The sequence below is a fragment of the Kocuria tytonis genome, assembly GCF_003226895.2.
Classification (GTDB): Bacteria; Actinomycetota; Actinomycetes; order Actinomycetales; family Micrococcaceae; genus Kocuria; species Kocuria tytonis.
Genome location: NZ_PNJG02000005.1, coordinates 56,940 through 78,443, shown reverse-complemented (window position 1 = coordinate 78,443; position 21,504 = coordinate 56,940). Strand labels below are relative to the sequence as shown.

21 protein-coding genes and 1 riboswitch are annotated in these 21,504 nt (G+C 71.7%); of the genes, 18 read left to right on the top strand and 3 right to left on the bottom strand.

All coding sequences use genetic code 11. The annotated features are described in order from the left end of the window. Positions 1 to 68 precede the first annotated feature (68 nt). The 8 genes from dxr to C1C97_RS11535 all read left to right on the top strand — a co-directional run bounded on the left by dxr (position 69) and on the right by C1C97_RS11535 (position 9,114). Positions 69 to 1,328, top strand: coding sequence for a 1-deoxy-D-xylulose-5-phosphate reductoisomerase (gene dxr, locus C1C97_RS11570; RefSeq protein ID WP_407657291.1), 1,260 nt, complete (start codon positions 69 to 71; stop codon positions 1,326 to 1,328). 48 nt (positions 1,329 to 1,376) lie between these two features. Beyond that, positions 1,377 to 1,491: riboswitch (SAM riboswitch) on the top strand. A 92-nt stretch (positions 1,492 to 1,583) separates the two neighbouring features. Next, entirely contained in the window at positions 1,584 to 2,468 is an 885-nt protein-coding gene (locus tag C1C97_RS11565) for a MetQ/NlpA family ABC transporter substrate-binding protein (protein WP_121032031.1), read from the top strand. After that, a complete protein-coding gene (locus tag C1C97_RS11560) occupies positions 2,465 to 3,517 on the top strand; it encodes a methionine ABC transporter ATP-binding protein (RefSeq protein ID WP_121031972.1) in 1,053 nt (350 codons plus the stop codon). Before C1C97_RS11565 ends, C1C97_RS11560 begins: the two co-directional genes overlap by 4 nt. Further along, positions 3,517 to 4,173, top strand: a complete 657-nt coding sequence (locus tag C1C97_RS11555) for a methionine ABC transporter permease (RefSeq protein ID WP_121031970.1) — start codon at positions 3,517 to 3,519, stop codon at positions 4,171 to 4,173. Before C1C97_RS11560 ends, C1C97_RS11555 begins: the two co-directional genes overlap by 1 nt. Before the next feature lie 178 nt (positions 4,174 to 4,351). Further along, positions 4,352 to 5,518: a flavodoxin-dependent (E)-4-hydroxy-3-methylbut-2-enyl-diphosphate synthase gene (gene ispG, locus C1C97_RS11550; protein ID WP_121031968.1), complete on the top strand. Its 1,167-nt coding sequence runs from the start codon at positions 4,352 to 4,354 to the stop codon at positions 5,516 to 5,518. Beyond that, a complete protein-coding gene (locus tag C1C97_RS11545; RefSeq protein ID WP_121031967.1) occupies positions 5,515 to 6,372 on the top strand; it encodes a GNAT family N-acetyltransferase in 858 nt (285 codons plus the stop codon). The genes ispG and C1C97_RS11545 overlap by 4 nt, the downstream gene beginning before the upstream one ends. Positions 6,373 to 6,471: 99 nt before the next feature. Then, positions 6,472 to 8,298, top strand: coding sequence for a proline--tRNA ligase (locus C1C97_RS11540; protein ID WP_121031965.1), 1,827 nt, complete (start codon positions 6,472 to 6,474; stop codon positions 8,296 to 8,298). 27 nt (positions 8,299 to 8,325) lie between these two features. Further along, on the top strand, positions 8,326 to 9,114 hold the full coding sequence (locus C1C97_RS11535) for a TSUP family transporter (RefSeq protein ID WP_121032029.1): 789 nt from the start codon (positions 8,326 to 8,328) through the stop codon (positions 9,112 to 9,114). 24 nt (positions 9,115 to 9,138) lie between these two features. Here C1C97_RS11535 and C1C97_RS11530 read toward each other — a convergent pair whose 3' ends face one another. Further along, on the bottom strand, positions 9,139 to 10,071 hold the full coding sequence (locus tag C1C97_RS11530) for a hypothetical protein (RefSeq protein WP_121031963.1): 933 nt from the start codon (positions 10,069 to 10,071) through the stop codon (positions 9,139 to 9,141). 67 nt (positions 10,072 to 10,138) lie between these two features. On the opposite strand from C1C97_RS11530, the gene C1C97_RS11525 reads away from it, so the two are divergent. The 9 genes from C1C97_RS11525 to C1C97_RS11485 all read left to right on the top strand — a co-directional run bounded on the left by C1C97_RS11525 (position 10,139) and on the right by C1C97_RS11485 (position 18,979). Next, positions 10,139 to 10,630 carry a ribosome maturation factor RimP gene (locus C1C97_RS11525; protein WP_121031962.1) on the top strand — a complete coding sequence of 164 codons (492 nt, stop codon included), beginning with the start codon at positions 10,139 to 10,141 and terminating at the stop codon, positions 10,628 to 10,630. 145 nt (positions 10,631 to 10,775) lie between these two features. Further along, entirely contained in the window at positions 10,776 to 11,753 is a 978-nt protein-coding gene (gene nusA, locus C1C97_RS11520; RefSeq protein ID WP_121031960.1) for a transcription termination factor NusA, read from the top strand. 127 nt (positions 11,754 to 11,880) lie between these two features. After that, complete coding sequence (locus C1C97_RS11515; protein WP_110920073.1) at positions 11,881 to 12,213, top strand: YlxR family protein; 333 nt, start codon at positions 11,881 to 11,883, stop codon at positions 12,211 to 12,213. Between the two features lie 125 nt (positions 12,214 to 12,338). Continuing rightward, the gene (infB, locus tag C1C97_RS11510) at positions 12,339 to 15,218 is read left to right on the top strand and encodes a translation initiation factor IF-2 (protein ID WP_110920072.1); all 2,880 of its coding nucleotides are present in this window, start codon (positions 12,339 to 12,341) and stop codon (positions 15,216 to 15,218) included. A gap of 216 nt (positions 15,219 to 15,434) precedes the next feature. Then, entirely contained in the window at positions 15,435 to 15,893 is a 459-nt protein-coding gene (gene rbfA / locus C1C97_RS11505) for a 30S ribosome-binding factor RbfA (protein WP_110920071.1), read from the top strand. 5 nt (positions 15,894 to 15,898) lie between these two features. Beyond that, a complete protein-coding gene (gene truB / locus C1C97_RS11500) occupies positions 15,899 to 17,029 on the top strand; it encodes a tRNA pseudouridine(55) synthase TruB (RefSeq protein WP_110920070.1) in 1,131 nt (376 codons plus the stop codon). Next, positions 17,029 to 17,400: a hypothetical protein gene (locus C1C97_RS11495; protein ID WP_110920069.1), complete on the top strand. Its 372-nt coding sequence runs from the start codon at positions 17,029 to 17,031 to the stop codon at positions 17,398 to 17,400. Before truB ends, C1C97_RS11495 begins: the two co-directional genes overlap by 1 nt. Positions 17,401 to 17,450: 50 nt before the next feature. Next, complete coding sequence (locus C1C97_RS11490; RefSeq protein WP_407657290.1) at positions 17,451 to 17,927, top strand: hypothetical protein; 477 nt, start codon at positions 17,451 to 17,453, stop codon at positions 17,925 to 17,927. Positions 17,928 to 17,965: 38 nt separating this feature from the next. Next, positions 17,966 to 18,979, top strand: a complete 1,014-nt coding sequence (locus C1C97_RS11485) for a bifunctional riboflavin kinase/FAD synthetase (RefSeq protein WP_110920068.1) — start codon at positions 17,966 to 17,968, stop codon at positions 18,977 to 18,979. Between the two features lie 65 nt (positions 18,980 to 19,044). Here the strand turns inward: C1C97_RS11485 and C1C97_RS11480 are convergent, their stop codons facing one another. Then, positions 19,045 to 19,917 carry an aldo/keto reductase gene (locus C1C97_RS11480; RefSeq protein ID WP_110920067.1) on the bottom strand — a complete coding sequence of 291 codons (873 nt, stop codon included), beginning with the start codon at positions 19,915 to 19,917 and terminating at the stop codon, positions 19,045 to 19,047. 79 nt (positions 19,918 to 19,996) lie between these two features. Continuing rightward, positions 19,997 to 20,743, bottom strand: a complete 747-nt coding sequence (gene mtnN / locus C1C97_RS11475) for a 5'-methylthioadenosine/S-adenosylhomocysteine nucleosidase (protein ID WP_121031958.1) — start codon at positions 20,741 to 20,743, stop codon at positions 19,997 to 19,999. Between the two features lie 297 nt (positions 20,744 to 21,040). Between mtnN and rpsO the strand changes: the two genes are divergently transcribed. Continuing rightward, positions 21,041 to 21,310 (top strand): 30S ribosomal protein S15, encoded by a 270-nt coding sequence (gene rpsO / locus C1C97_RS11470; RefSeq protein ID WP_012398664.1) that lies wholly within the window; start codon positions 21,041 to 21,043, stop codon positions 21,308 to 21,310. Positions 21,311 to 21,504 lie beyond the last annotated feature (194 nt).

Here is a 21,504-nt window from a genome sequence, read left to right as displayed (position 1 = left end):
GGGGGCCCGACGACGCACGCGGACGCGAGAGCGGGCGCCATACTGGTCGCATGACTGCGCAGCCCACCATGACCCCCGATCTCGACCTCGCTACGCGGGAGGCTCCCCGCCGGCTGGCGATCCTGGGCGCCACCGGATCCATCGGCACCCAGGCCCTCGAGGTCGTCGCCGCCGCCGCGACCCTGGGCCGGCCGGCCACCGACGCCTCCCACCCGCCGTTCCAGGTGCGGGCCCTCGCCGCCGGCGCGGGCCACCTCGAGCTGCTGGCCCAGCAGGCCCTGCACTTCGGGGTCGAGGCCGTGGGCACCAGCGGCACCTCCGACGACGCCGCGCGGTTGCGCGAGCTGCTCGCGGACGGTGCGCGGGCGGCGTCGCGCCCCGTGCCCGAGGTCTTCCACGGACCGCACGCGGCGGAGCGGATCGCCGAGTGGGCCGGGGTGGACCTGGTGCTCAACGGCATCACGGGGAGCATCGGACTGGCCCCCACCCTGGCCGCGCTGGCCGCCGGGCGCCGAGTGGCGCTGGCCAACAAGGAGTCGCTGATCGCCGGCGGACCCCTCGTGAAGCGCGCGGCGGCGGCCACGGGGCTCACGGACGCCCTGATCCCCGTGGACTCGGAGCACTCGGCGATCGCGCAGGCGCTGCGCTCCGGGAGCCGCGGTGAGATCGACCGGCTGGTCCTCACCGCCTCCGGCGGACCGTTCCGCGGCTGGACCCGCGAGCGGCTCGCGGCGGTGACCCCGGGGCAGGCGCTGCAGCACCCCACGTGGGACATGGGTCCCATGGTGACCACCAATTCCGCGACCATGGTCAACAAGGCGCTCGAGGTGCTCGAGGCGAGCCTGCTGTTCGACGTCCCCCTGGAGCGGATCGACGTGACCGTGCACCCACAGTCCGTGGTGCACTCCATGGTGCAGTTCGTGGACGGCTCCACCCTGGCCCAGGCCTCACCCCCGGACATGCGGCTGCCCATTGCCCTGGGTCTCGGCTGGCCCCACCGTGTGAGCGGGGCGGCCGCACCGTGCGACTGGACGCGGGCCGCGCAGTGGAGCTTCGAGCCGCTGGACTCCCGGGCCTTCCCCGCGGTGGAGCTGATGAAGCACGCCGGCGGCTTGGGCGGCACTTGGCCCGCGGTGTTCAACGCCGCCAACGAGCAGGCCGTGCTGGCGTTCCACCGGAGGGAACTTGGATTCACGCAGATCGTGGAGGTGGTGGAACGGGTGCTGGACGACCACCGGGGAACCCGGGAGCCGGCACTGCAGGACGTCCTGGCGGCGGAGGAGTGGGCCCGTGCGCGCGCCGACGAGCGGATCGCACACTCCTCTTGACACCGTCCGGGATGCCGCTACGCGCGGACCGTGTTAGGCTCGTGCGTGGATGACGAGATCCGGCGCGAAGCTCTGGCTGGCCGGACGGCAACCCTCTCCCGTAGCGGGGTGCCCCAGATGACCATCCGGCCGCGGTTCGAACGGATCACGGCAAGTGCGGTTTTCCCCGGAATGGCATTTGTCTGATCGTCGTCCTCCTCCAGGTGGGATCGTTTGCACCGCGCACCCGTATCCCGACCCCGGAAAGGCATGATCGTGCGCACCAGAGCCCTCATTCCCGTCGTACTGGCCACCACCCTGGGCCTCACCCTCACCGCGTGCGGTGGCGGGTCCGAGAACACGGACCCGGCCGCCGACGGCAAGATCACCATCGGCATCGTGGGATCCACCCCCGTGCAGAACGCACTGAAGGACGTCGCCGCGCAGCACGACGTGACGGTCGAGTACGTGGACTTCAGCGACTACAGCCAGCCGAACCCCGCCCTGAAGAGCGGCGACGTGGACATGAACTGGTTCCAGCACATCGCCTACCTCGCGGACTACAACAACGCCTCCGGGGACACCATCACCCCGGTGGGCTCCACCTCCATCTTCCCGCTGGGCCTGTACTCCAAGTCCGTGAAGGCCGTCTCGGACTTCAAGAAGGACGACGAGATTGCGGTCCCCAACGACTCCATCAACCTGTCCCGGTCGCTGAACCTGCTGAAGCAGCAGGGCCTGGTGTCCTTCACCAAGGACACCATCGCCCCCACGGAGCAGGACATCGACAAGGAGAAGTCGAAGGTCAAGGTCCGCCCGGTCTCCGCGGAGCAGACCGTGCTGTCCATGGACTCGGTGGCCGGGTCCGTGGTGAACAACGACTTCCTGGACCGCGCGAACCTCGAGCCGAAGTCCGCCCTGGCCCAGGACGATCCCACCGCGGACAGCGCCAAGGTGTACGACAACCTCTTCGCCGCCACCGAGGCGAACGCGGACAACGAGACGCTGAAGAAGGTCGCCGGCTTCTACTACGACGACAAGGTCCAGGAGGCGGAGAAGAAGGAGACCAAGGGCACCGCGGTTCCCACCAGGGTGGACCAGCAGGAGCTCAAGGACCTGCTGGCCCGCTACGCCAAGGATCTCCAGGAGCAGAGCAAGTGAGCCCTGCCGCCGCGGCCGACACCCTGGTCAGCATCCGGGACGTCAGCAAGGTCTTCGTGACCGGCCCCAGACGCCGCCCCCGCACGGTGACCGCGGTGGACTCCGTGAACCTGGAGATCCGGCGCGGTGAGGTCTTCGCCGTGATCGGCTACTCCGGGGCGGGCAAGTCCACGCTGGTGCGTCTGATCAACGGGCTCGAGTCCATCACCTCCGGCACCCTGGAGGTCGCCGGGCGTCGGGTCGACGGCCGCTCCGAGACCCAGCTGGCGCCGATCCGCCACGACATCGGGATGATCTTCCAGCAGTTCAACCTCTTCACCTCGCGCACGGTCGCGGGCAACGTGGAGTACCCCCTCAAGCGCGCCGGGTGGAAGGCGGAGGACCGCAGGGCGCGGGTCGCCGAGCTGCTCGAGTTCGTGGGGCTCACCGAGCGCGCCGGGAACTACCCCGAGCAGCTCTCGGGCGGTCAGAAGCAGCGCGTGGGCATCGCACGGGCGCTCGCCACCAGTCCCGAGCTGCTGCTCGCGGACGAGTCCACGTCCGCCCTGGACCCGGAGACCACGCAGGAGGTCCTGGGGCTGCTGCGCAGGGTCAACAGGGAGCTGGGGATCACGATCGTGCTGATCACCCACGAGATGGACGTGGTGCGCGCCGTCGCCGACCGCGTGGCGGTCATGGACTCGGGCCGCGTGGTGGAGGTGGGCACCACCGCGGAGGTGTTCGCGCACCCCACCGCCGAGACCACCCGCAAGTTCGTTTCCTCGGTGATGCGCACCGTGCCCCGCCCGGACGAGCTCGCCAAGCTGCGCGCGGAGCACCCCGGCCGGCTCGTGATCGTGGACGTCACGGATCGCAGCCGGATCGGCGCGGTCCTCTCGGACGCCGCACGGGACGGTGTCAGCTTCGACATCGCGTTCGGCGGGATCTCCATCCTGCAGTCCCAGTCATTCGGGACGCTCACCCTCTCCCTCACGGGTTCGGACGACGCCGTGTCCCGGACCGTCCACGCGCTGCGTGCCGTGACCACGGTGCAGGAGGTGTCCCACTGATGAATTTCTCCACTCTCGGACCGCAGCTGCTGAGCGCGACCGGGCAGACGCTGTACATGGTCTCCGTGACCCTGGTCCTCGCCGGACTCGTGGGTCTGGCGGTGGGCATGGGGCTCTACGTCACGCGGCGGGGAAGCATCATGGAGAACAGCGTGGTCTTCACCGTGCTGAACCTGCTGGTCAACTTCGTGCGGCCCATCCCGTTCATCATCCTGCTGGCGGCCCTGGGGCAGGTCACGGAATCCGTGGTGGGTTCCCGACTGGGTCCGAACGCCGCGATCTTCACCATGACCATCGGCGCCACGTTCGCGGTCGCCCGGATCGTGGAGCAGAACCTCATGACGGTGGAGCCCGGGGTGATCGAGGCCGCGCGGTCCATGGGGGTCTCGCGGTGGAAGATCATCACCACCGTGATCCTGCCCGAGGCGCTCGGCCCGCTCGTGCTCGGGTACACGTTCCTGGTCATCGGCATCACGGACATGTCCGCGATGGCCGGCGCGATCGGTGCCGGCGGTCTGGGTGACTTCGCGCTGCGCCTGGGCTACCAGCGCTTCAACGACGAGGTCACGTGGGCCGCGGTGATCGTGATCATCGTCCTGGTCCAGCTCGTGCAGTTCTTCGGCAACTGGCTGGCGCGCAAGATCATGCGCCGCTGAGACCCGGGCCCCGCGCCACTGCGCCGCCCCGTCCGTGCCCCGGCACGGGCGGGGCGGTTTCGTGTTCGGCGTGTCACGGACCGCCGCCGGGGCGGCAGGTCTGGGGCACAATGGAGACAGCACCACACGCGGGGCACGCGTCACGGGCCCCGCTCGCCCATTCCCCTGGAGGAAATTCGTGACCTCGGTCAATCTCGGCATGCCCGCAGCACCCCAACCCGTCCTGGCCCCGCGGCGCCCCACGCGCCAGATCCGGGTGGGTTCGGTGGGGGTGGGCTCCGACTCCCCGATCAGCGTGCAGTCGATGACCACCACGCCCACCACGGACATCAACGCCACCCTGCAGCAGATCGCGGAGCTGAACGCGGCCGGTTGCGACATCGTGCGCGTGGCGTGCCCGTCCCAGGACGACGCCGACGCCCTGCCCATCATCGCGAAGAAGTCCCCGATCCCGGTGATCGCGGACATCCACTTCCAGCCCAAGTACGTCTACGCCGCGATCGACGCCGGCTGCGCGGGCGTGCGTGTGAACCCGGGGAACATCCGCAAGTTCGACGACCAGATCGAGGGCATCTCCCGGGCCGCGGAGGCGGCCGGGGTGTCCATCCGGATCGGTGTCAACGCCGGCTCCCTGGACAAGCGGCTGCTCGAGAAGTACGGCAAGGCCACCCCGGAGGCCCTGATGGAGTCCGCCGTGTGGGAGGCCTCGCTGTTCGAGCAGCACGACTTCCACGACTTCAAGATCTCCGTGAAGCACAACGACCCCGTGACCATGGTCCGGGCCTACCAGCTGCTCGCCGAGCGCGGTGACTGGCCCCTGCACCTCGGGGTGACCGAGGCGGGCCCGGCGCTGCAGGGCACCGTGAAGTCCGCCACGGCGTTCGGCATCCTGCTGTCCCAGGGCATCGGGGACACCATCCGCGTCTCCCTGTCCGCTCCTCCCGTGGAGGAGGTCAAGGTGGGCAACCAAATCCTGCAGTCGCTGGGCCTGCGCCCGCGCAAGCTGGAGATCGTGTCCTGCCCCTCCTGCGGCCGCGCCCAGGTGGACGTCTACAAGCTCGCGGAAGAGGTCAACGAGGGCCTGGCGCACCTGACGGTCCCGCTGCGCGTGGCCGTCATGGGCTGCGTCGTCAACGGCCCGGGGGAGGCCCGCGAGGCGGATCTCGGGGTGGCCTCCGGCAACGGCAAGGGCCAGATCTTCGTCAAGGGCGAGGTGGTCAAGACCGTCCCCGAGGACCAGATCGTGGAGACCCTGCTGGCCCAGGCCAACGAGATGGCCGAGGGCATGGAGCTGGACGAGAACGGTCAGCCGGTCGAGGGCGCCCCGGTCGTGACCGCCGGGTGATCCTGCGCCGTTCCCCGCGGGTGCTGGCGCCCGCGGCCGTGGACCCGGCCGCCCTGGACCGGGTGCTCGCGCAGGACCCGGTCTCCTCGGTCTTCGTCGCCGCGCACGTGCAGCGCATCCGTGCCCACGGCGGGAAGCGACCCCCGGTCTACGGGGTGTGCGACGCCGCCGGGCGGCTCGTGGGGGCCTGCTGGGTGGGCACCAACGTGGTGCCCGTGCGGCTCGACGAGCGGGGGGTCGAGCTCGTGGCGGACGAACTGGCGCGCGGTGGCCCGCGGTTCGCCTCCCTCTTCGGTCCCGCGGAGCCCGTGCTCGGGCTGTGGGAGCGGTTGCGGGGATCCTGGCCGGACCCGTTCGACGTCCGGCCCGTGCAGCCCCTGCTCGTCATGGACCGGGACCCGGAGCCCGAGCTGCTCACGGGCCCGGGCGCGGGGGTGCGCTGGGCCGCCGTCGACGACTTCTCCCGGGTGCTGCCCGCGGCCGCCGCCATGTTCACGGAGGAGGTGGGGTACTCACCCCTGACCACCGGGGCCGAGGGCTACCGCCGCCGGATCCGCTCCCTGCTGGAGGAGCGTCGCACGGCCGTGCTGACGGCCGAGGACGGCACCGTGGTGTTCAAGGCGGACATCGGGTCCCTCCACGCGGGGGTGTGCCAGATCCAGGGGGTGTGGGTGCATCCCGAGCACCGCGGCCGGGGACTGGCCGTGCCGTGCATGGCCGCCGCCGTGGCGCTGGCCCGGACGCAGGCACCGGTGGTCAGCCTCTACGTCAACTCGTTCAACGCACCGGCACTGGCCACGTACCGCCACGTCGGTTTCCGGCGCCACGGGGACTTCGCCACGGTCCTGCTGTGAGACCGGGGCGTGCGGCGCCCCACGGTCCCGTCCAGCGATAGACTCGCGGGGACATCCCCAGCTTCGACCGGCCCGGTGACGGGTAGTGAGGACCTTTTCGTGCCGCTCCGCCTGAGTTCCCTGTTCCTGCGCACCCTGCGCGAAGACCCGGTCGACGCCGACGTCGACAGCCACAAGCTGCTGGTGCGCGCGGGGTACATCCGCCGCGCCGCGCCGGGCATCTACACGTGGCTGCCCCTGGGCCTGGCCGTGCTGCGGCGCGTGGAGAACATCGTGCGCGAGGAGATGGACGCGATCGGCGCCCAGGAGGTGCACTTCCCGGCGCTGCTGCCGCGCGAGCCCTACGAGGCCACCAACCGCTGGACCGAGTACGGCGAGAACCTCTTCCGGCTGCAGGACCGCAAGGGTGCGGACTACCTGCTGGCCCCCACGCACGAGGAGATGTTCACGCTGCTGGTCAAGGACATGTACTCGTCCTACAAGGACCTGCCGGTGATGCTCTACCAGATCCAGACCAAGTACCGGGACGAGGCGCGCCCCCGCGCGGGCCTGCTGCGCGGTCGCGAATTCATCATGAAGGACTCCTACTCCTTCGACGTGGACGACGCCGGGCTCGACGACGCCTACGCCAAGCACCGGGCCGCGTACGTCCGCATCTTCGAGCGTCTCGGCCTGCCCGTGGTCGCGGTCTCCGCCACGTCCGGTGCCATGGGCGGTTCCCGCTCCGAGGAGTTCATGCACCCCTCCGCGGTGGGTGAGGACACGTTCGTGCGCTCGGCGGGCGGCTACGCCGCGAACGTGGAGGCCGTGACCACCGTGGTGCCGGATCCCGTGGACTACACGGATGCCCCCGAGGCCCAGGTGCATCCCACCCCGGACAGCCCCACGATCGACACCCTCGTGGCCCGCTCCAACGAGCTGCACCCGCGGGAGGGCGAGCCGTGGACCGCCGCGGACACCCTCAAGAACGTAGTGCTCTCGGTCTCCCTGCCCGAGGGCCGCAAGCAGCTCGTGGCCGTGGGCGTGCCCGGGGACCGCGACGTGGACCTCAAGCGCGTGGAGGCCGGGATCGGCGCGGCACTGGGCGAGGGCGGCGAGCTCGAGGTCGAGGCCGCCACCGAGGAGCAGCTGCGCGCCGTCCCCGAGCTCGTGAAGGGGTACATCGGCCCGGGCCTGAACCGGGAGGACGCCCTGCTGGGCGCCACGTCCCGGACCCGCATCCCGTACCTCGTGGACCCCCGCGTGGTGCCGGGCACCCGCTGGATCACGGGCGCGAACGCCCCCGGGGCCCACGTCTACGACCTCGTGGCCGGACGCGACTTCACCTGGGACGGCACCATCGAGGCGTGCACCGTGCGCGAGGGCGACCCCGCCCCCGACGGCTCCGGGCCCCTCGAGATCGCCCGCGGCATGGAGATGGGACACGTGTTCCAGCTCGGGCGCAAGTACGCCGAGGCCCTGGGCCTGAAGGTGCTGGACAGCAACGGCAAGCTCGTCACGGTGGCCATGGGCTCCTACGGCATCGGCGTGACCCGGGCGCTCGCGGCCGTGGCCGAGTTCTACCACGACGACAAGGGCCTGCTGTGGCCCCGCGACCTCAGCCCGGCGGACGTGCACGTGGTGGCCACGGGCAAGGGACCGGAGGTGCTGGAGGCGGCGGAGGAGATCGTCGCCCACCTCGAGGCCGCCGGGATAACCGTGCTCTTCGACGACCGTCCCAAGGTCTCCCCGGGCGTGAAGTTCCGGGACGCCGAGCTGCTGGGCGTGCCCACCATCCTGGTGGTGGGCCGTGGACTGCAGGACGGGCTGCTGGAGCTCAAGGACCGCCGCACCGGCGGCAGCCGTGACATTGCGCGGGACCGGGTGGTCGCCGAGCTCACGGCCGAGCTGCAGGGCCAGGACGGTCCCTCCGCCGAGACCCGGTAGCGCGACCGCGTGGATCCCTCCCTCCTCGTGGGCTCCGGGCTGGAGTCCGTCACCCCCGGTCTGATCGCCCTGCTGGCGGTCACCGGACTGGCCGCCGGGTTCATCGACGCCGTGGTGGGCGGCGGTGGCCTGCTGCAGCTGCCCGTGACGCTCCTGATCCCCGGGCTCAGCCCGATGCAGGCCCTGGCCACCAACAAGATGGGCTCCGTGTTCGGCACGGCCACGTCAGCGGTCACGTTCTACGGCAGGGTCCGCCCCGACCTGCGCACCGCGCTGCCCATGGCCCTGGTGGCGCTCGTGGCCGCCGGGGCGGGGGCTGCGGTGGCCGCGGCGCTCCCCGCGGCCGTCTTCAAGCCGATCATCGTGGTGGTGCTGGTCGCCGTCCTGCTCTTCACCGTCCTCAGACCGGGCATGGGCCAGCTCACGGCCCTGCGGCACGCGGGTGCCCGCCACTACGGACTGGCGGTGGCCCTGGGCGGGGTCATTGGCTTCTACGACGGCATCATGGGCCCCGGCACGGGCTCGTTCCTGATCATCGGGCTCGTGTCCGTGCTGGGGTACAGCTTCCTCGCCGCGAGCGCCAAGGCCAAGATCGTGAACCTGGCCACCAACATCGGTGCGCTCGCGGTGTTCAGCGCGCACGGCTCGGTGCTGTGGGGGCTCGGGCTGGTGCTCGGGATCAGCAACATGGCCGGGGGCTACATCGGTGCCCGCACGGCCGTGGCCCGGGGCAGCGCGTTCATCCGGGTGGTGTTCTTCGCGGTGGTCTCGGTGCTGATCGTCAAGCTCGGCTGGGACGTCCTCACGGGTCGGTGACGTCCCGCGCCGCGGCCCGGTGGTTCACGGCCGCCCGGGCAGCGCGGCCACCGGCTCCTGCGGGTCCAGTGCCTGGGCGCTGCGCGCGGCGTCACGCAGCGCGCCGACGAGCCACTCCCGCTCCTCGGACGATGCCGCCGGCAGCGCCCGGACCACCGCCTCGCCCGCCTCGCGCTGCGCGGTCCCCACGGACCGGGCAGGGTGCTCCTCGAATCCGGCGGGGAGGTCGTGGCGGGCCGCGGCGGGCCGGGGTTCGCACCGCAGCAGCGGCACCACCCGGGAATCCTCCAGCACGCGGTGGGAGCTGTGCGCCACGGCGTCCACGGTTTTCGTCGCGTCCCGGTCGAGCGCGTCCCGGCGGGCGCTCGCGGCCTCGGCCACGAACCCGGAACGGTCCAGGGCGCGCAGCGCCGCGAGGACCTCGGCGGTGCAGGAGGAGGACCCCGCGGCTGCGCCGTCCTCGTCCGGCCGCGCCGACTCGTCCGGGTCCGGGACGGTCCCCGCGGCGGCCTGGTCCGCGGCCCACCACGACGCCGCGACGGCGCCGGCGGTGGCCGCGAGGTCCCCGTCCGGCGCGGTCACCGCGTCGCGGCCGAGCGCGTCGGCGGCCTCGGACAGCGACCCGGGGGAGGGCGGCGCGGTCCCGCGCTCGTCCAGCCGGCGCTGCTGGGCGGGGCTCGCGGCGGGTCCCAGCGCGTCGAGCTGCCGGTCCAGGGCGTCGTCGGTGAGCCACCGGGAGGCGGAATGCAGGTCCGAGCGCACGGAGGCGACCGTGGCCCGTGCGCGCAGGCGGGCGGCGTCGTCGTCCGGCAGCGGACGCCAGCGCGCCCACGCGCCCGCGGCCAGCACGAGCACCAGGAGCAGCGCGAGGACGAGGGCCACGGCGTGCCACGCGCGGGTGGGTGCTGACGGCGGGTGCGGGCTCACGAGTTCCTCCGGGGGATGGGTCTGCTCCATGATAGGGAGGAGCACGGACCCGCACAGCCGTCCCGGCGCCGCCCGGGGCACACGAAGGAGAGGACGCATGACCTCAGATCGCAACGCACCCATCCGCGCCACGGTGGAGCCGGTGGTGGCGGCCGCCGGGCTGTTCCTGGAGGAGTGCGAGCTCAAGGGCGAGGGGGCCACGCGCACCCTGCAGGTGCTCGTCGACCTCCCGGACGGCACGGACTCGCTGAGTTTGGACCGGGTCGCTGCGGTGGCCCAGGAGATCTCCGACGCCCTGGACCGGGACGATCCCGTCCCGGGCCCGCCCTACGAGCTCGAGGTCTCCTCACCGGGTGCCACGCGCACGCTCGAGACCCCGCGGCACTGGCGACGCACGGTGGGACACCTGGTGCGGATCCGCCCCGTGGTGGGGGAGCGCTACACCGCCCGGCTGCTGGAGGCCCACGACGACCACGCCGTGGTGCAGCGCTCGCACCAGCCCAAGAAGGGCATGCCCGTCAAGCTGCTGGAACCCGAGCGCGTGGTCTACGCCGAGGTGCGCGGCGCCAAGTCCGAGGTGGAGATCTGAGGCGTCGGCCGCACTGTAGGATTGCCGTCAACAGATCACGACGACACACCCATGCAGCAGCGCACCGCACCCATCGTGCGGGGCGCTGTTTGGTTCCCGGCCACCCGGCGCGGAGCCCGGCGTGGCGCGGAGGAAGGCCGGACACATGGACATCGACATGAGCACCCTGCGGTTGCTGGAGCGGGAGCGCGACATCCCCGTGGACGTGCTGATCCCCACCATCGAGCAGGCGCTGCTGCTGGCCTACATGCGCTCGCCGGGTGCCATCGACGGCGCCCGTGCGGAGGTGGAGCGCCGCTCGGGTCACGTGACCATCTGGGCACCGGAGCTGGACGAGGACGACCAGCGCATCGGCGAGTTCGACGACACCCCCTCCGGGTTCGGGCGGATCGCGGCGGCCACCGCGCGCCAGGTCATCCTGCAGAAGCTGCGGGACGTCGATGACGACGCCGTCCTGGGCCACTTCAAGGGCCGCGAGGGCGAGCTGGTCTCGGGCCAGATCCAGCAGGGCAACAACCCCAGGATGGTCCAGGTGAACCTGGGCACCGTGGAGGGCCTGCTGCCTCCCCACGAGCAGGTTCCCGGTGAGACCTACCGGCACGGGGACCGGATCCGTGCCCTGGTGGTGGAGGCCAAGCGCGGCTTCAAGGGTCCGTCCATCACGCTGTCCCGCTCCCACCCGGACCTCGTGCGCCGGCTCTTCGAGATGGAGGTCCCCGAGATCGCGGACGGCTCCGTGGAGATCGTCACACTGGCCCGTGAGGCCGGGCACCGCACCAAGATGGCCGTGGTGGCCACCCGTCCCGGCGCGAACGCCAAGGGCGCGTGCATCGGTGACATGGGTTCGCGCGTGCGCGCGGTCATGAACGAGCTCGGCAGCGAGAAGATCGACATCATCGACTTCGCCGACGACCCCGCCGAGTTCATCGGCAACGCGCTCTCGCCCGCGCGCGTGTCCCGGGTGCTCGTGCTCGACGACGCCGCACGCTCCGCCCGCGCGGTCGTCCCGGACGCGCAGCTGTCCCTGGCGATCGGCAAGGAGGGGCAGAACGCCCGCCTGGCCGCGCGACTGACGGGCTGGAAGATCGACATCGTCCCCGAGTCCCGCGCAACGGAGCGTTGAGAGCCCCGCAATTCGGGGGATTCCTCCGGGGCGCGCTAGACTGTGCTCTGATCAGGTCGCCCGGCTGCCGTGATCGTGCGCGCCCCGGCGCCGGACGGTCCACGGGGACGGCACACGAGGAGCAGGGATGAGCACCACGAGCCTTCGCACCTGCGTGGGATGTCGCACCGTGACGTCCCCCGATCAACTCGTCCGCGTGACGACGGAGAACACCGCCGACGGCCCCCGGGTGGTCGCGGATCTCCACCGTCGACTGGGAGGCCGTGGGGCCTGGGTGCACGCCACCCGCCAGTGCGTCGACCGCGCGGTCCGGAAGCGGGCGTTCAACCGCTCCTTCCGCACCGCGGTCACCGCGCAGCACCTCACGGAGCAGCTCCGCGTGCTCCTGCCCGCGCAGGAGGGCGAACACAAGGAAAGCGAGTCAGAAGACCATGGAAAACCGATGAGTGCCGGCCGATGAGTACCTCCACGTACTCACCCCGCGGCCACGCGGGACGCGCGCACGCCGTGCTCGTGTCCGGTGGCTGCTTCAACGGAAGATAAACGGTTCGTACCTGTTTCGGTGCGGACCGAGACAGGAGAACAGTGGCCAAGCCCCGTGTCCACGAGCTCGCGAAAGAGCTCGGAATCACGTCCAAGGAAGCAATTTCCAAACTGCAGGAACTCGGCGAGTTCGTGCGCGGCGCATCCTCCACGGTGGAGCCGCCCGTAGCCAAGAAGCTGCGCACCGCATTCCCCGCCGGCGGCGACACCGCCGCGGCGTCCAAGCCCGCTCCCGCGGCCAAGGCTCCCGCACAGGGGACCAAGAAGCCCGCGTCGTCGGCCCCCAGGCCCGGTGGCAGGACGTCGGCAAAGCCCGCCACGTCCGCCGATGCCGGCAAGCCCGCCGCCACGCAGGATGCCCCCGCGGCCGATGCCGCGAAGAGCGACCGGAGCTCCGCGTCGGCCGACGCGACGCCTGCGGCGGAGACCGCTGCGCCGAAGTCGCCGGCGAGCAGCGCCCCGCGCCCCGGCACCACCCCCGGTCCTCGCAAGAGCCCGGCCTCCGGCGCCAAGCCGGGCCAGTCCGCACCCCGTCCGGGCAACAACCCGTTCGCCTCGCAGCAGGGGATGGGCCGTTCCGAGGGCGGAGCCCAGCGCGGCGGCCCCCGTCCGGGCGGTCAGCAGCGTTCGGGCAAGCCCGGCGCCCCGCGCCCCGGCAACAACCCGTTCGCCGCCCAGCAGGGCATGCGCTCCGCGAACTCCGGGCAGGGCGGCCCCCGTCCGGGCGGGCCTCGCCCCCCGGCGGCGGGTCAGGGCGGTCCGCGTCCCGGTGCCCCCCGCACGGGTGCCCCGCGCCAGGGCCAGGGCCAGGGTGCCCCGCGTCCCGGCGGAGCACGACCCTCTCCGAACATGATGCCCGGTCACACCACGGGTGTGGCTCCCATCGGCAGCCGCCCGGCCCCGGGCAGCGGCCCCCGTCGCGGTGGCGGTGGCCCCGGCGGCACGGGTGGCCCCGGCGGCGGCTTCCGCGGCCGCGGCGGTCGCGGCGGCACCCAGGGTGCGTTCGGTCGCGGCGGAGCCCGCGGCAAGCACCGCAAGTCGAAGCGGGCGAAGCGCCAGGAGCTCGAGCAGATGTCGGCACCCGCCGTCGGCGGTGTGTCGGTTCCCCACGGCGACGGCACCACCGTGGTGCGGCTGCGCCGCGGCGCGTCCCTCACGGACTTCGCCGAGAAGATCAACGCCAACCCGGCGTCGCTCGTGACCGTGCTCATCCACCTGGGTGAGATGGCCACGCAGACCCAGTCCCTGGACGAGGAGACATTCCAGCTGCTGGGTGCCGAGCTCGGCTACCAGATCCAGGTGGTGTCCCCGGAGGACGAGGAGCGCGAGCTGCTCGAGTCCTTCGACATCGACCTCGACGCCGAGCTGGAGGCCGAGGGCGAGGACGTCCTCGCGCCGCGTCCGCCGGTCGTCACCGTCATGGGTCACGTGGACCACGGCAAGACCCGTCTGCTGGACGCCATCCGGAACACCAAGGTGATCGAGGGCGAGGCCGGCGGCATCACCCAGCACATCGGTGCGTACCAGATCGCCACCGAGGTGGACGAGCAGGAACGCCTGATCACGTTCATCGACACCCCGGGTCACGAGGCGTTCACCGCCATGCGTGCCCGTGGCGCCCAGGTGACGGACATCGCCGTGCTGGTGGTCGCCGCGGACGACGGCGTCATGCCGCAGACCGTGGAGGCGCTGAACCACGCGCAGGCGGCCAATGTTCCGATCGTCGTCGCGGTGAACAAGGTGGACAAGCCGGACGCCAACCCGGAGAAGATCCGCGGTCAGCTCACCGAGTACGGCCTGGTGCCCGAGGAGTACGGCGGCGACACCATGTTCGTGGACGTCTCCGCCCGGGAGAACCTGAACATCGACGGTCTGCTGGACGCCATCGTCCTCACGGCCGACGGTGCCCTGGAGCTGCAGGCGAACCCGGACAAGAGCGCCCGCGGTGTGGCCATCGAGGCCAACCTGGACAAGGGCCGCGGTGCCGTGTGCACCGTGCTCGTGCAGTCCGGCACGCTGAAGGTGGGCGACTCCATCGTCGCTGGTGCCGCGTACGGTCGCGTCCGGGCCATGTTCGACGAGATGGGCCGCACCGTGGAGGCGGCGACGCCGTCCCGTCCGGTGCAGGTGCTCGGCCTGTCCACCGTGCCCCGCGCGGGCGACACGTTCTTGGCCACCCAGGAGGAGCGCACCGCGCGCCAGATCGCCGAGAAGCGCGAGGCCGCGGACCGCAACGCCCAGCTGGCCAAGCGCCGCAAGCGCGTCACCCTGGAGTCCTTCGACGAGGCCGTGGCCGAGGGCAAGATCGACACCCTCAACCTCATCATCAAGGGCGACGTGTCCGGTGCTGTGGAGGCGCTCGAGGACTCGCTGCTCAAGATCGACGTGGGCGAGGAGGTCCAGTTGCGCGTCATCCACCGCGGTGTGGGTGCCATCACGCAGAACGACGTCAACCTGGCCACGGTGGACAACGCCGTGATCATCGGCTTCAATGTGCGTCCCGCGGAGCGGGTCACGGACCTCGCCGAGCGCGAGGGCGTGGAGATGAAGTTCTACTCGGTGATCTACAACGCCATCGACGAGGTGGAGAGCGCGCTGAAGGGCATGCTCAAGCCGGAGTACGAGGAGGTGGAGCTCGGCACCGCCGAGATCCGCGAGGTGTTCCGCTCCTCCAAGTGGGGCAACATCGCCGGCGCGTACATCACCAAGGGCACGGTGCGCCGCAACGGCAAGGCCCGTCTGGTGCGCGACGGCAGCGTGGTGCAGGACAACCTCACCATCGACTCGCTGCGCCGTTTCAAGGACGATGCCACCGAGGTGCGTGAGGGCTACGAGTGCGGTATCGGGCTCGGCTCCTTCAACGACATCCACGAGGGTGACATCATCGAGACCTGGGAGATGCGCGAGAAGCCGCGCGACTGACAGGTCCGCCCGACCGCCGCGCCCGCACGGGTGCGGCGGTCGGCACACACGACAGCGTGGCCGGGTGCCCGGGTTCTCCGCAGGGGACCCCGGGCACCCGGCCACGCACCGGCGGACGTCCGCGACGGACGGCCCGCCCCGGGTGGCGACGCCGCGGCGTCGCCACCGCAGGATCGTGCAGCGCTCCGGCGTTGCCAGGACACGAGGAGTTCCACCATGGCCGACGCCGCACGCGCCGCCCGCCTGGCCGATCGCATCAAGGTGATCGTGGCACAGGCACTCGAACGCAGGATCAAGGACCCGCGCATGGGTTTCGTGACCGTCACGGACGCCCGGGTCACCAACGACCTGCAGCACGCCACGCTCTACTACACCGTCTACGGGGACGAGACCCAGCGCGAGGACACCGCACGGGCGCTGGAGTCCGCCAAGGGCATCCTGCGCGCCGAGGTGGGCAGGAACATCACGGCCCGTCTGACCCCCACGCTCACGTTCGTGGCGGACGAGATCCCCGCGGACGCCGCCCGGTTGGAGTCCCTGCTGCGCACCGCGCGCGAGAAGGACGCCCGGGTGGCCGAGCAGGCCGAGGGCGCCCAGTACGCCGCGGGGGAGGACGCGTACCGCACCTCGGACGAGGACGCCGCCGAGGCCCCCGAGGCCCGGTCGCAGGACTGAGTTCGGTGAGCCCACGAGACGACGTCCCGAGCCCGGCCCCCTCCCTGCCGAGGGTGGCCGGGCTCGTCGTCGTGGACAAGCCCCTTGGGTGGACCTCGCACGACGTCGTGGCGCGCATGCGCCGTCTCGCGGGCACCCGCAAGGTGGGCCACGCGGGCACGCTGGACCCGGCGGCGTCGGGCGTGCTCGTGATCGGGGTGGAGAAGGCCACCAAGCTGCTGACCTGGGTGACCGGAACGGACAAGACCTACGAGGCCGAGATCCGTCTGGGTGCGGCCACCGTGACCGACGACGCCGAGGGAGACGTCACTCGGACCGCGGCACCGCAGGAACTGGCCGGGATCACGGACGAGCGGATCATGGCCGCGGTGGCGGAGCTCACCGGTGAGATCCAGCAGGTCCCCTCCGCGGTGAGCGCCATCAAGGTGAACGGGCAGCGCTCCTACGCCCGGGTGCGCAGCGGCGAGGACGTGCAGCTGGCCGCCCGCCCCGTGACGGTATCGCGGTTCGAGGTGCACGAGATCCGGCGCACACCCGCCGAGGCCGCCGCGGGGGAGTCCCCGGACGCCACCGGGGCAGTGCGGTCCATCGACGTGAGCGCCACCGTGACGTGCTCCTCCGGGACCTACGTCCGCGCTCTGGCCCGCGACCTCGGCGAGGCGCTGGGGGTGGGAGGCCACCTCACGGCGCTGCGGCGCACCCGGGTGGGCTCCTTCACCCTGGACCACGCGCACACGCTCGATGAGCTCGCCGAGCGGGTGCGGGCGGGCGGTACGGTGGACACCCTGGGCATCGCGGACGCGGCGCGGCTGCTGTTCCCCGTGCGCGAGCTGGACGCGGCGGAGGCCACGGACCTCTCGCACGGGCGGCGGATCGGCCCGACCCCGCTGAGCGACGTCCCCGGGGGTGCTGCGCCGTCCGCCAGGGGCGGCGACGAGACCGTGGTCGCGTGCTTCGCCCCGGACGGGACCCTGGTGGCCCTCGCGGCGAACCGCGGCGGTGCGGACACCCGGTACGCCACCTCGGTGCTCGGCATCACGGCGGGCGTGCGGTTCGCGGCCGCGGGCGGCGTCGGCGGGGCCCCCGAGGAATCCATGACACGAGAGACGACGGCGGAAGAGCGGGCGCACGAGTGATGCTGTGGGGATACGACGGATGGTTCTGGGCCGCGGTGGTGCTGGGGGTGATCTCGAGCGCGGTCTGCCTGGTGCAGGCGCTGCGCGGACGTGCCCCGGACGACTACTCGCAGGGCTCGGTGCTTGTGCTCGAGGCGTTCCTGCTGGCGTACTGCGTGGGCTCGGTGCTGCTGCCGATCCTCGGCCCCTCGGCCTCGGGCAGCGTGCTCGAGTACTGGGGCTACCTGCTCACCGCGCTGCTGATCCCCGCCGGGACGTTCGTGTGGTCCCTCGTGGAGCGCTCCCGCTGGTCCACGCTCATCCTCGCGGCGGCAGGGCCCGTGGTGATCGTGATGGTGTACCGGATGAACTACATCTGGTACTACCAGTGAGCGCACGCCGGGACGGCCCGCCCGAGAGCCACCCCGCCGACGAAAGGACGATGATGGACCGCGAGTCCTCCCACAGCACCCTGCAGCAGCGTTTCGGCCGCTCGAACACCCCGCGGCGCACCGACCGCAAGAGCACCGGGTTCGGCCGGGTGCTGATCGTCGTGTACTGGGTGTTCTCCCTCTCCGCCGGGGTGCGCTCCCTCTACCAGCTGGCCACGGAGTTCAGCCTGGCCCCGCTGGCCATCCTGCTCTCCACACTCTCCGCGGCGATCTACGTGGTGGCCACGGTGGCGCTGTCCCGGACCGGGCCGGGGTGGCACCGTGTGGCCACCGCCGCCGTGTCGGCGGAGCTGGTGGGTGTGCTGGGGGTGGGTCTGCTCAGCGTGTTCGAGCCCCAGTTGTTCCCCAAGGCGAGCGTCTGGTCCGACTTCGGTGCCGGCTACGGCTACATCCCGCTGGTCCTGCCCGTCGTGGGCCTCGTGTGGCTGTGGCTCACCCGGCCCTCCCGGCGGAGCGGTAGGCTCTAGTCGTTGCGCCACACCCCCAGAACACATCGAGGAGAACCGTGATTCGTTGGAGAAGCCTGGACGAGGTCACCCCGGGATTCGGTCCCTCCGTGGTGACCATCGGCAACTTCGACGGTGTCCACCGCGGTCATCAGGAGGTCTTCACCAGGCTGCTGAACACGGCTCGGGAGTACGCCGCGCACTCCGTGGTGGTCACGTTCGACCCCCATCCCGCGCTCGTGCACCGGCCCGAGTCCCACCCGGGACTCATCATGGGGCTCGAGGACAAGCTGGACGCCCTCGAGCACACCGGGGTGGACGCGGTGCTCGTGCTCCCGTACAGCCTCGAGTTCGCGGAGCTGACCCCCGAGCAGTTCGTGGTGGACTACCTTGTGCGTCCGCTCGGGGCGGTGGCCCTGGTGATCGGCTCGGACGTCCGGCTGGGACGCAACAACTCGGGCGACCTGGCCGCGATCACCGAGCTGGGCCGTGAGCACGGCTTCGACGTGGTGGTCGTGGACGATGTCCCCGGCACCCCCGCCGCGGACGACGACGCCGGCGCCCGCCCCGAAGGTCGGCGCACCGAGCGGCGCTGCTCCTCCACGTGGGTCCGCTCGTGCCTCGAGGCCGGGGACATCGAGGGTGCCGCACAGCTGCTCGGCCGCCCGCACCGGATGCGCGGTGAAGTGGTCCACGGAGCGGCACGCGGGCGCCGGCTCGGTTTTCCCACCGCCAACCTGGCCCCGGAGGCCACGGGGTTCATCCCCGCGGACGGGGTGTACGCCGGGTGGCTCGTGGACGAGGCGGGTGCGCGCTGGCCCACCGCCATCTCGGTGGGCTCCAACCCCACGTTCGAGGGCGTCTCCCGGCAGGTCGAGGCGCACGTGATCGACCGTCCGGAGGAGGCCGTGGAGGCCTTCGACCTGTACGGGCAGACCGTGGTGGTGGAGTTCGTGGAGCGGCTGCGCGGCATGGTCACCTACCGCGGCATCGAGTCCCTGATCCTGCAGATGCGCGACGACGTCAACCGCACCCGCGACATCCTCCGCAGGCACTCGGCCGACGCCGACTGAGCACGCGCGGGGGACACCGCCCCGGGGAGGAACCGGCCGCGGAACGCTCCGCGGCCGGTTCCGTCTCACATCTCCTCGTGGACCGCGGGGTCGAACCCGGAGCCGCTGATCCCGGTGTGCATCATGCGCAGCCGTTCCATCTGCTCGTTCGTGAGCTCCCACTCGAAGACGTCGATGTTCTCCGCCAGCCGCTCGGTGCTGGAGGACTTTGGAATGGGCACGATGCCCGACTGCACGTGCCAGCGCAGCACCACCTGCGCGGGGGTGCGGCCCTGCTTCCGGGCGATCTCCGCAAGCCACTCGCTGCGCAGCAGGTCCGTCTTGCGCCCCAGGGGGGACCACGCCTGCGTGAGGATCCTGTGCTCCTCGTGGAACGCGCGCAGGGTCTCCTGCTGGTACTGGGGGTGCAGCTCCACCTGGTTCAGCACGGGCATCTCCCCGGTCTCCCGCTCCAGGCGCAGCAGGTGCTCGGGGAGGAAGTTGGAGACGCCGATGGAGCGGACCAGACCCTCGTCCCGCGCGGTCATCAGCTCCCGCCACGTCTGCACGTACCGGTCGGTCCCGGGATTGGGCCAGTGGATCAGGTAGAGGTCCAGGTAGTCCGTGCCCAGCCGCTGCAGGGTGCCCTCCAGGGAGGGGCGCACGGAACCGGTCCCGTGGTCGCGTCCCGGGATCTTGGAGGTGAGGAAGAGGTCCTCGCGGGGGATGTCGCAGTGGCGCAGACCCTCGCCCACCCCGCGTTCGTTGCCGTAGTTCACGGCGGTGTCGATCAGCCGGTAGCCCCGCCACACGGCCTCGGGGACGATGGCCTCGGCCTCGGCGTCGTCCATGGGATAGGTGCCGAGACCGAGCTGGGGGATCTCGTGGCCGTCCCGCAGGACGTGCCGGGTGACGTCCGGCGCGGTGTCCCGCAGGTCCTTGGTCTTGTCGTCGCTCATGGGTTCCTCGTTCTCCTCGACGTGTCGATGGCTGGTCGCTGGGGTTCTTCCCGCGACAGTATCCCCCGGACGGGCGTGCTCACACCCCGGCGGACCGGGGGAGTCCGCGCAGCACCTCGGCCACCGCCGTGGCGCTGATGCGGGCCACGACGTCCAGCTCCATGTGGAACTGCTGGTCCGCGGCCGGGCCGCACAGGTCCGAGATGCTGCGCAGGGCCAGGAAGGGCCGCCCGTGGCTGTGGCACACCTGCGCCAGTGCGGTGCTCTCCATGTCCGTGCTCAGCGCCTCGGGGAAGAGCTCGCGGGTGGCCCCCACGTTCTCCGCCGTGACGAACGAGCCGCCCGAGAGCATGGTCCCGCGCCACAGGGCGTGTCCCTGACGGGCCGCGAGCGAGGCGGCCGCCGCCACGAGCTCGGTGGACGCGCGGTACGCCTCGGGCATGCCGGGCACCTGGCCGGGGGCGTAGCCGAAGGCCGTGGCGTCCGCGTCCGTGTACCGGAACTCGGTTCCCACCACGAGGTCGCCCACGTTGACGTCCGAGCGCAGGCCGCCGCACGATCCCGCGGAGACGACCGCGCTCGGCTCGAAGCGCTCCAGCGCGGCGGTCACGGCCGACGCCGCGTTGACCAGTCCGATCCCCGTGCGCACCAGCAGCACGGGCGAGCCGTCCAGGACCAGTGCGGACAGCTGCGCACCGCCCACGGGCTGCGGCACCGTGCCGACCTCGGATGCGAGCTCCAGGAACGGCTGCGCCTCCGCGGGCATGGCGACCACCACGGCGGGTGCGCCCACGCATGCGGCGAACAGGGCGGCGTCGGCGGTCATCGGGCGAGCTCCGATCCGTGGGCGGGGCCGGCGAGGGGGCCGCGGGCGGTCGTCCGCCCCGCCGGGAAGCGGGGGTCCTGAGGGGAGGATTCGGTGTTCGTCGTCTTCACGGGGTCCATTCTCCCAGTTCGCACGGGCGCCCGTGACCGCGCCGGTGCGGTGCTCGTGGACGCCATCCGCTAGGATGGTCGATGGTCTGACTGCGGTCCGTGGTGGTCGGGCCCCGGGGCCAGCCCCGGACCCCGGGCGGGAATCTCGCGCACCGGGCGGTCACGGTACTGACTCGAGGAGTTACCCATGGCACTGGATGCCGCGATCAAGAACCAGATCATCACCGAGTACGCGACGCACGAGGGCGACACCGGTTCGCCCGAGGTGCAGATCGCCGTTCTGTCTCGTCGGATCTCCGATCTGACCGAGCACCTGAAGATGCACAAGCACGACCACCACACCCGCCGCGGCCTGATGGCCCTGGTGGGACGCCGTCGTCGCATGCTTGACTACCTGCGTCGCACCGACATCGCCCGCTACCGCGCGCTCATCGAGCGTCTCGGCCTGCGCAAGTGATGTGAGTCCCGGAGGTTCCCCGCGCCCCGCGCGGATCGCGGGGAACCACCACACCCGGCGCTGCTCGTGACGAGCACCGCCCGGGCCCGCTCCACCGCGGGCCCACGGGGGGACGGCAGATCCGCCGCCCCGCCCGCACAGCCAGAGACAACACGCAGCTGTGCAGCCCCGCCGCATGTCGCGGTCCTCGACAG